Origin of the sequence: Archangium sp. (genome assembly GCF_036389735.1) — a bacterium.
Classification (GTDB): Bacteria; Myxococcota; Myxococcia; order Myxococcales; family Myxococcaceae; genus Archangium.
The window spans coordinates 1-9650 of the sequence record NZ_DASVWK010001046.1; the positions used below are offsets into that span (position 1 = coordinate 1).

Below are 9650 nucleotides of genomic sequence, written 5' to 3' on the forward strand. Positions count from 1 at the left end.
ATGGAGTTGCTGGATACGGATGAGGATGTCGGTCTCGAGTTGGAGCCCGGCAGCGCGCCGGAGAAGGTGCTGGTGTCTCCCGTCGCGAGAGTGCGAGTGGTGGACCGGTTCCAGTAGGGCCGCCTCTGAACCAGGCGGGGCGATGGGTACCGAGCGCAACCCCGACCCAACCGCGAAGGAGGTGTGGTAGAGCCCCACCCCTCCGGTCTCGTCCCTCCTCGGGAGGCCCCGCCCCGTGCTCGCCCTGTCCTCCGCCGCGCTCCTGCGGCTCGTGCTGCTCGCCACCCCCGCTGCCACACATGTGGAAGCTCCATTGCCCACATGTGCATCGAGCACGCGCCACCTGGAGCTGACGGCGGACACGCCCCGCACCGCACAAGAGGTGTGCATCCACCCGGGGCACTCCACCAGCTTCTTCTTCAACGCGAAGCTGGCGCGCGTGGAACTGGCCGGGCGGGAGCGCTTTCGGGTGATCGAGGATGAGGCGGGCTTCACGCTCATGCCCACGAAGGCCCTGGCGGACGGAGAGCGCGTGCCGGTGACGGTGTCGTTCCAGGACGGCGCGGCCCCGGCGAGCGCCACCTTCCTGTTGGTGGTGCACCCCTCCGAGGCCGAGCGGCAAGTGGAGGTGATGCGCCAGCCGCGCACGCTGGCCTCCTACCGCGAAGGCGAGCAGCGGGCGCTGGAAGAAGTCCAGGAGTGCCGGCAGGAGAAGGCGCGCCTGGAGGCGGAGTCCAGTGGGAAGGTGGGGCTCACGGCCCTCATCGCCCAGGAACTCATGGGCGAAGGAGGCGTTGTCGACAAGAACATCGCCAAGAACGTCACCGCACGTCCCGGCAACACGCGCACCAGCAGCATGGCGCGCAGCTACCGCTCGGACACCGGGCGCAGGGAGGGCGGGCACAAGGTGGTGCGTCTGGCCGTGGCACAGGAGTTGAGAAACACGGGGACGCAGCCCTGGACGCCCGCCGGTGCGGTGCTGGTGGGGCCCCAGGGAATGGAGTTGAAGGCGCTCGGCGTGTGGCCGCTGGAGCCGATTTCCCCCGGGAAAACGCAGCGAGTCGTGGTGGAGTTGGAGGCCACGGAGGAGGAGGCGCACGGCACCTTCACCCTGAAGCTGTGGAGCCAGGAGGGAGGCGCCAGGGGGGAGTTCTTCGACGGCGTGACCTTCCCGTAGCCCGGACAAGCGCCTGGGAAGGTGTCAAAGGACTCGTACCCGCTCGGAGTCGACGAGCGAAGAGGGGGGCTCCGTCCCCGCCATTTCAACGCGCTGTAGACGGCGGCTCTATGACGGGCCGGAGCAGCCCTCGTTCCTCCAGCAGATGTTGAACGCGCCAGGCGAGGGCCACGTGCTCGGGCTGGCTCGGGGTGAGGCGCTCGGGAGTGAGGATGACGAGCGTGCCCTTATCGCCTACCGGCTCCACCCGGACGGGTGCGGGCAGAGCCGGCACCTCCCCACGCTCACGCGAGAAGTACGTCATCCACCCCACGAAGCAGCCGAGGCGACTGCCGCCGGAGAGCTGCTCCCACAGTCCGTCCGCCGTCGCGAGGGCCCAGTCCGGCTCCCAGGCCACGGCCATGGCGCGCATGATGCCCGCGAGCACCGACGCCTTGAGCATGCGCTCCTGGCCGAATTCCTCATGCGGGAATTGCACCCGCACCACGTTGGACGAAAACTCGGCCTTCGACCCACAGCGGACCGAGACCGCGCCGCCCTGGTCCTGCTCTACGTGCCCTGTCCAGGCTCCGAAGCGGAACCCGTCATTCCCACTCTGGTACTTCTCCCGTCCGAAGAAGGACTCGAAGGTCTCTCGGGTGGGCTCAAAGCCAAGCCGCAGCGCCTTCCGGGTGGAGTTGTTCTTCTCGTACCACCGAGCATAGCTCGGGTGACACTCCGCAAGGAGGCGGAAGAACGTCTCCGCCCGCCGAGCGCACCCCTGGGCTCCTTCCGGACGCCGCCCCCAATAGGCTCCAGCTCCATAGGATTCATTCATGCGCGGCGACCCTCAAGGTATTGGCTGGGTGTAGACGACTTCGACCGCGCGAAGGTCATTCAGGTCGAACCACTTCCTGAGCACGGCCACCATCCGCGGCTCAGCGACGTGCCAGCGAAGCGGTCCCCCTCCAGCCACCCGAAGCTGCCGTTCTGCTTGCGCGACCATGTCATCCAGTCCCTCGTAGTTGAATCTAGGGTCGAGCTTCTCGTCGAACCACTTCGCGTACTCGCGCGCCTTGGCCTCGAGCAGGGTGCCCGTCTTCGGATCATAGCCGTCGTAATTCACGCACTCTCCATCCCGACAGACCTTGTAGGCCCACCGCTTGGGGGCGCCCGTCACCTGGGCCTGGTAGGCCCGCGCCTGCTCGGACATGCTGGAGGTGTCCTCCACCCACTGCCCGGGCCCGCCTACCGGAGGCCACCCACCACCGCCTCCTCCGCCCTGGGCGCTCGTGCTGGCCATGTGCAGGACGTAGGTGGCACTCAGCGCTGGCGCCGCCGTGCTGGCGAGACTTCCCACGGGCACGGCCACCAGGCGCACCGCCAGGAGGCCATCACCCGAGAGTGACAGCAGGGGCACGGAGAGGCTCCCCAGCTTGCCGCCCCAGGCCACCGCCTTCGCGGTTCCAGCGCCAGCGGTGCCCACCGTCAACACCGAGCCCATGGCCAACCGCGAGACGGTCCGCACCCTCTCCGCGTAGGGCTTGTGGCGGAACTCCTCCCAGAGCTGGGGCGAGTTCTCGTAGAGCTGGCGCACCGCGCCTGGGAGCTGCGCCAGCCCCTCGAGCGTCTCGCCCGTGTAGAAGACGAGCCGGTAGAGACCTTCAACCATGTCCACCACCGCGAGCACGGCCCCCTCGCCCACCGCCAGCCCCGCGTCCTTGTCGGGCGAATAGATGCCCGCCGGCCGGGCTCCGTGCGGCACCGTGAGTTCATGGTCAACCGGGAAGAGGCGCGCGCCGTCGATGGCATAGAAGGGGCCTACCTCGAAGCGACCGGCGTGCAGGGTCCCATCCTCGGCCAGCCCCACCGCCCCTGCCTTCTGCACCGCATCGCCTGTGGTCGGCTTCACCAGATAGCCGTCCGGGCGCAGCACCAGCAGCCGCGAGAAGCGACGCATGCGCGCATGCAACTCGTCCCGTGACACCGGGAGTCCCCCGGTGGCCACCTCCAGGAGCAGGTGGGCCGCCATGCGCCGCAGGCCGAAATTGCCCAGCGTCACCGGCGTGAACAGCAGGTGTGGCAGCAACTCCATGGCCTGCTGAGGAGACAGCGTGCGCCCATCGCCAGGCACCGCGGAGGTGGGCACCCCGGCCTGCACGAGGAAGCCCTGGAAGTAGTCCAGGGTGATGGGCGCCTCGTAGGGCTGGCCATCCCCCACTCCATCAGGCCATCCGCTTCCCCTCAGGTTCTCCGCCTCGTCCACATCGCCAGCGCGGCGAGCCTGATGCCAAGAGAGCCCGGGAGCCCCGGAGGCCTGCCCCGTGCTTACCTCCCCCGCCCTCCGCATCATCTGGCCGCCCCTGGGGTAGCCCGTGGCACACGCGGCCTGCAGCACGAGGACGAACAGCGCCATCGCGGCCGGCGCCCAACGGGGCGGGCCTTGCGAACTCCGCCGAGCCTCGAGGTGCGTACCGCCGCCCTCCCCCCCCGCAGGACTCCGGTACTCCTTCGCCATGACGCTGGCCTTTCTCCCAGGCGCAACAACCCGCTGGACTACGTCAGTCCAGTGAATTTTGAGCTTGCGGCCTTATCGACGGTGCGACGTTCCCATAGCCGACAGGCGCCTGCTGGACACGAAGCAGCTCCTCCCTCAGGAGTCCTCGACGGTGAATTCGCGCGACTGGCCCTCGTAGTCCTGGAGTTGCCCGCCCGTGTCCCGCCATTTGCCGGCATGGCGGATGCGGTAGGTGCCCGGGGTGGAGGAGCCCGGAATCGTCCACTCGACGGTGATGAGCGAGCACGCGAGCCCCTGGGGACAGGGGGGCAGCGGGTGGCGCTCCCAACGGAACACCGTCTCCCAGTCCCAGTCGTGGGCCACCGGCGTCCACGAGCCATCCGCTTCCCGGCGCTGCACCTCCAGGAAGGAGCCCTGGATGCGTGGGTCGTTGCGAGGGTTGGCGCCCCAGAACCTGACGCTCACCCTCTTGCCGCGCCGATACGCGGCCTCGGCATCACGCCGGACGCTCCCGAACGTCTCTCCCTGGGGCACCGCGTCCGGGCGGTCGGGCAGTCTCGCCTTGCGGGGGTTGGGGTTCAGCTCCCGTGGCTCGGGCCCCGAGGGCACCGGCTCCCCGGTGCGCAGGGCGTCCGCGACCTTGGCGGCCTCCTGCTGAAGCGCCGCGAGTGTCCAGGGTCCGAAGTGGGTGGAGGCGCCCTCGTAGTCCTGCCGCGCGTACTCCTCCCGGGTGGCGAGATAGCCGGAGTAGGCGTTGGCGAGGCCCGCGATGACGACCTCTTCCACGCCCGCCGGTGCGAGCCGCTCCAGCACCGTCTTGCGCAGCCTGCGGCCCGCCACGGTGGTCATCTCGAAGGGCACGCCCACCAGCGCCAGGTTGCCGATCCGCAAGATCTGGAGCGGCAGCACGTCCGGGCTCCAGGGTGGATTCCTGTCTCCCATGCGGAGCGCGACGGGCTTCTCCTCGTGACACGGGGGCCGACACCCGCCGACGCCGCACAGGATGGCCGCCTCCGCGCTGTCCGGATCCCCGCAGTCCAGCCCCTCCTGGAGCAGGTCGCTCCGACCGTCCTCGGCGCCCGCCCCCATGGAGAGACCGAGCGCCGCCGGACAGGTGTTCCGCTCCTGGCCATCCGCCCACTCGGGATCCACCGTCACGTCATCCATCCGCACGTAGGTGTGCCGGTAGTCCACCACGCCCGGGAGGGCGCTCGCCTCGGTGGCGTCCTCGAAGAGCTTCCGGGCGAACTCGTACTGCTTGCGGCCGGACTGCTCGGTGGCCGCGAAGTCCTCGAGCGTCCTGCGTCCGTTCGCGTCGAAGGTGTTGGGGGTCACATCGCCCTCGTTGCTCTGGGCGAAGGCGGCCACGAAGGTCTTCGGGGCGCGGTAGTCCGTGCCCAGCTCCTGCTCGAAGAGGTAGGACGCATACCCCTTGTTGTCGCCGCTGATGAGCAGGTTGTCGCGGCTCATCGAGGTGGGATGGACCGCGAACCAGTTGATGACGCCCACCGGCCGCCACGCCTCTCCGTCCTTCTCCTCCAACCGCAGCAGCGTCATCCGCTCATCGACCGAGGACCGCCCCTCGCGGTCCGCCTGGGGGTTGAGGGCATAGGCGAGTGGGGAGCGGTTGAACCCCACGCCCGGCAGCTCACCCGTGCCGAGGAGGATCCTCCCAGGGGCCAGGTTGCGGTGGGCCCGGGCGATGGACTCAGTGATGCCGTTGACGACGACGTCGAAGTTCTCGGGCACGAAGCCCGCGAGGGTAGAGCGGCTCTGGTCGACGAGGGGCAGCGGGACGAAGGTGAGGTTGTAGAGCTCGTAGTGCGAGGTGCCCGTGGGACCGGCGTGCGTGTGGGTGGCGCTCAACAGCACGTTCTCGTCGGAGTAGTCCTCGCCGAGCTCGGCGCGCAGCTTGCGCACCACCGCCTGTTTGATGGCCTGGAAGAGCATGCCCTGGTCCGCGCTGACGAACACCACGCGCTTGCCGTCACAGGGCGAGGCGACGATGAAGGCGCGCGAGCGCAGGCGCTGGTGGATGCCGGCGGTGCGTTGGGTGAGGTTGACGTAGCCCCCCATGAGCACCTGGGCCGCGGGCCCGGTGATGTCGTAGACCCCCGAGCCCACCAGGAGTTCCCCCCTCGCGCATGCCAACCGAGCCGTCGGCGCGGGCTCGCGCCTCACGGGTTGCCGTGTGGCGCAGGCCCCCAGCAGCAATGCGAGCACGCACAGGAACGATGAACTCCGTCGCATGAGTCCCTTTCTATCGGTTCCCTGGGGGGGAGATCCATCCAGACAGGCTTCGTGCAATCCTCTCTTCGAGGGAGGAAGTCTGGACATGTCTCGTCGAATCGTCGTTCTCGGGCTGGTGTGGGCACTCACCCAGGTGGCATGCAGCTCCACGGAGCCGGACGCGTGCGGCCCCGTCAACTGCACGGGCTGCTGCACGGCGAGCGGGCTCTGCGCCCGGGGCGTGGACGCGCCCACCTGCGGCATTGGAGGGGCAGCGTGCAAGGACTGCGGTGCCCTGATCCAGTGCGGGATGAATGGCCAGTGCATCGGCCCCGCTGGCACGGATGGTGGCACCTCGGACGCGGGGACGGACGGCGGCACCTTGGATGCGGGTGCTCCGCCGCCCTGTGGCGCGACCGCGCTGACCCTGGTGAACGGCAAGGCCCAGGTGAGCGGAACGACGGTGGGCGCGGAGCGGCAAGCCATCGGCTCCTGCGGCGGCATCGATGGGAGCGAGGTCCTCCATTCCTTCACCCTCACCCACGACACCAATGTGGTCATCACCGTCACGCCTCGGGACACGGCCTTCCAGCCGGTGGTCTACCTGAGGCAGGGCCGTTGTGATGCGTCCCAGGACGAGCTGTACCAGGGCTGTGTGGCGGCGCACCTGCCAGGGGCCACCGTCCAGTTGCAGACGCTCGTCACATCTCCGGGCTCCGGGACATACTTCGTGGTGGTGGATGGACTGTCGGACGCGGGAGGGGCCTTCGACTTGAGCGTCGAGACAGGAAGCCGTACCGGCGACAACTGCGCGGGCGTGCTCCCCCTTCCGGGCCGCCAGTTCACCGTCCGAGGCTCGTACCGGGGCGCGGATGACTCGAGCAAGCCGAGCTGCAATCGCGCCGGGTCGGAAGACCGGGTCTACCGGCTGGACACGAGCGAGCCGGCCTACCTGCGCGCTCGGGTCGAGGACGGAGACGGCTTCTACTCCTCCGTGCTGGCCCTGGCCGACCTCTGCGGAGGCCAGGAGCTCGCCTGCGACTACGCACTGGACTCGGTCCTGCTCTCCCCTGGCTCGCACTACCTCTGGCTGGATCGCCACCTCAATACGTCCGACAACCCGGGGTACATCCTCCGCGCGGAGCTCACGGCGCCTCTTCCCGGAGACACCTGCGCCCAGGCGAGGCCCCTGGTCTTCTCCACTGGCGCGCAGGGCGATACCGCGACGGACAAGGTGACGGCCGCGGGCCTGCACGATGACGGGAACTGGTCATGCGGCGTGAGCAACGGCGCGGACCTCGCCTATGCCTTCACCACCGATCGGAAGTTGGCGTTCCACGCGAGCGCCACCGACTCGACGGGCCACGCGCTGCCGCTCACCCTGGTGCGCACCGCCTGCACCCCGGACGCGCGTGTGGCCTGCGGCACCTCCAGCCTGGATGTCGCGGAGCTGCCCGCCGGGAGCTACTTCCTCTGGGTGGACGGGCTCCATGAGAACTCGGGCACCGTGAGCCTCACCGCCAGCCTGGAGTGACTCGCCACCGGGGGTCAGCGATCGCGCGCCACCTTGAACTTGCTGGTGAGCACCGTGAGGCTCGCCGCCACGTGCTGGAGGTCCTGGGCGATCCGCGTGGTGCGGCCCGTGGCGTCCACGCCCTGCTTCACCAGCTCGGCCACGTTGCGCGCGCCCTGCACGGCCTGCTCGCTCGATTGACGCTGCTGCCGCGTGGCGATGGTGATCTGCCGCGCCGCCTCGCTCGTGCCGCGCGCCAGCTCCACGATCCGCTGGAACACCGCCGAGGCCTGCTCGGCCACTTCCACGCCGCGATCGCTCGTCGCCATGCCCACGCGCGCCTTGGTGGCCGCCTCGTTCCCCGAGTCCTGCACCTTCTCGACGATGCGGGCGATGTCGCGCGCCGACGCCGACACGTTCTCCGCCAGCTTGCGCATCTCCGCGGCCACCAGCGAGAAGCCCCGGCCCACCTCGCCCGCCTTCGTGCCCTCCAGCGCCGCGTTCAGCGCCAGCAGGTCCGAGCGTTCCGCCACCTGGTTGATGACCTGGGCGATCTTCGACACCTGCTGGAGATCCTGGTTGAGGCCCACGATGGCGTCGGCCACGCCCTTGGACTCCATGCGGATGTCGTTGATGCCCGCCACCACCTGCGCCACCACCGCCATCGCCTCGGCCACCGCCTCGTGCGTGCGCCGCGCGCTGGACTCCACCACCTCGGTGGAGCTCGAAATCTGTTCCGCCGTCCGGCTCAGCTCCTCGAAGGTGGCGGCGATCTGCTGCGCGTACGCCGCCTGCTGGCTGATGACGTGCTCCTGATCCGCGGACGCCCCCGTCAGCCCACGCGAGGCACTGGAGAGTTCTCCGAGCCGCGCCAGCAGCTCCGACACCGTGCCGCGCAGCGTGCCCAGCATCTCGTTGAAGGAGTGGGCCATCAGCCGCACCTCGCCCGCCGAGGCCACGTCCACCTCGCTCAGCGACATGTCGCCCTGGGCCACCTCGTGGGCCGCCTGCGTCATGCGCGTCACCGGCTCGGCGATGGCCCGCCCGATGAAGAAGGCGATGAACAGGCCCACCACGGTGGCGCCCAGGTATACCAGGAGGCTCGGCCAGCGCATCGCGTCCGCCTCCGCCTTCACCACGGCGGAGTCCACACCCACCACGTACGTGTGGCCCCCGGGCATCGAGCACAGCGCCAACGGGTTGCCGTTGCCCTGCGCGCGATCCACCGTGCAGCCCTCCGTGCCCGGCTTGCCCTTGAGCCCCTTGGGCACGGAGCCGCGCGAGGACAGCACCTTGCCGTCGGGCGCCAGCACCGCCTGGTAGGAGATGGAACCCGCCTGCTCCACCCGCTCGAAGATGCGCGAGAGTTGCTCCACGGCTCGCAGCCCGGGCTCGCGCGCGACCACCGGCTGGGTGCCCGGAGCCGCCACCGCGGGCGCCTGACCCGCCTGCATCAACAGGGCCGCGATCTCATCCGAGGCGAGCAACCCCACGGTCCTCGCACGGTCCTCGAGTCGCGCGAGCCCGAAGGCCCGCTGCTGCTTCGGGAAGTAGAACCCGCTGAACACGGCCACGGCGAGGCTGGGAACCAGCACCGCCAACGCCACCTGCCAGCGCAAACTGAGCCGACCCCACATGCCCGGGTTCTCTCCTATCTTGTCTGATTCGGATGATGCTGGATCGGGACCCTAGGCCCCCGGCGCCTGGAGCGTCAAACCCCCGCCCCTCGCCCCCTCTTGGACGAGCAGGCGGGCAGCCAGAGCCCTCCCCCCGCTTTCCTCTGTCATGTCCAGGGGTTGGATCTCCGGCTTCTCCATTGACACGGCTGCCGGCTGTCCCTAGGGTCCGCCGCCGAATGGATCCCACGACCAACCCCCTCGCCAACTACCTGCCCCTGGCGGTGGTGCTGCTGCTGTCGGGCGTTCTGGCGCTCGTCATCGTCCAGCTGGCCGCCGTGCTGGGCCCCAAGCGGCCAAGCCTCATCAAGTCCACCGCCTTCGAGGCCGGCTCCGAGAGCAGTGGCCCCGCGCGCCAGCGCTTCGCGGTGAAATTCTACGTGGTCGCCCTGCTGTTCATCGTGTTCGACGTCGAAGCCGTGTTCCTGTACCCCTGGGCGGTGAACTTCCAGGCACTCGGCTGGTTTGGCTACATCGAGATGCTCGTTTTCGCTGCAACCCTCGTGGTCGGCCTTATCTACATCTGGAAGAAGGGCGCCCTGGAGTGGGAGCACTGAG

General features: G+C 69.3%; 7 protein-coding genes. 3 read left to right on the top strand and 4 right to left on the bottom strand.

Going from position 1 to position 9650, the window contains the following annotated elements:
- The first annotated feature begins 235 nt into the window (after positions 1-235).
- On the top strand, positions 236-1177 hold the full coding sequence (locus VF794_RS37365; protein ID WP_331118070.1) for a DUF2381 family protein: 942 nt from the start codon (positions 236-238) through the stop codon (positions 1175-1177).
- Between the two features lie 85 nt (positions 1178-1262).
- On the opposite strand, the gene VF794_RS37370 is transcribed toward VF794_RS37365, so the two are convergent.
- The 3 genes from VF794_RS37370 to VF794_RS37380 all read right to left on the bottom strand — a co-directional run bounded on the left by VF794_RS37370 (position 1263) and on the right by VF794_RS37380 (position 5924).
- Positions 1263-1994: an immunity 52 family protein gene (locus tag VF794_RS37370; protein ID WP_331118072.1), complete on the bottom strand. Its 732-nt coding sequence runs from the start codon at positions 1992-1994 to the stop codon at positions 1263-1265.
- A gap of 12 nt (positions 1995-2006) precedes the next feature.
- Complete coding sequence (locus tag VF794_RS37375; RefSeq protein ID WP_331118074.1) at positions 2007-3572, bottom strand: restriction endonuclease fold toxin 5 domain-containing protein; 1566 nt, start codon at positions 3570-3572, stop codon at positions 2007-2009.
- Positions 3573-3809: 237 nt separating this feature from the next.
- Complete coding sequence (locus tag VF794_RS37380) at positions 3810-5924, bottom strand: neutral/alkaline ceramidase (RefSeq protein WP_331118076.1); 2115 nt, start codon at positions 5922-5924, stop codon at positions 3810-3812.
- Positions 5925-6009: 85 nt separating this feature from the next.
- Between VF794_RS37380 and VF794_RS37385 the strand changes: the two genes are divergently transcribed.
- A complete protein-coding gene (locus tag VF794_RS37385; RefSeq protein ID WP_331118078.1) occupies positions 6010-7437 on the top strand; it encodes a hypothetical protein in 1428 nt (475 codons plus the stop codon).
- Positions 7438-7451: 14 nt separating this feature from the next.
- On the opposite strand, the gene VF794_RS37390 is transcribed toward VF794_RS37385, so the two are convergent.
- Entirely contained in the window at positions 7452-9053 is a 1602-nt protein-coding gene (locus VF794_RS37390) for a methyl-accepting chemotaxis protein (RefSeq protein ID WP_331118080.1), read from the bottom strand.
- 218 nt (positions 9054-9271) lie between these two features.
- Between VF794_RS37390 and VF794_RS37395 the strand changes: the two genes are divergently transcribed.
- A complete protein-coding gene (locus VF794_RS37395; RefSeq protein WP_331118082.1) occupies positions 9272-9649 on the top strand; it encodes an NADH-quinone oxidoreductase subunit A in 378 nt (125 codons plus the stop codon).
- The last annotated feature ends 1 nt before the right edge of the window (position 9650 follow it).

What these genes read in the sequence shown, in the direction of transcription:
- VF794_RS37370 (WP_331118072.1), bottom strand. Translation starts at nt 1,994, where the DNA reads ATGAATGAATCCTATGGAGCTGGAGCCTATTGGGGGCGGCGTCCGGAA.
- VF794_RS37375 (WP_331118074.1), bottom strand. Translation starts at nt 3,572, where the DNA reads ATGGCGCTGTTCGTCCTCGTGCTGCAGGCCGCGTGTGCCACGGGCTAC.
- VF794_RS37380 (WP_331118076.1), bottom strand. Translation starts at nt 5,924, where the DNA reads ATGCGACGGAGTTCATCGTTCCTGTGCGTGCTCGCATTGCTGCTGGGG.
- VF794_RS37385 (WP_331118078.1), top strand. Translation starts at nt 6,010, where the DNA reads ATGTCTCGTCGAATCGTCGTTCTCGGGCTGGTGTGGGCACTCACCCAG.
- VF794_RS37390 (WP_331118080.1), bottom strand. Translation starts at nt 9,053, where the DNA reads ATGTGGGGTCGGCTCAGTTTGCGCTGGCAGGTGGCGTTGGCGGTGCTG.
- VF794_RS37395 (WP_331118082.1), top strand. Translation starts at nt 9,272, where the DNA reads ATGGATCCCACGACCAACCCCCTCGCCAACTACCTGCCCCTGGCGGTG.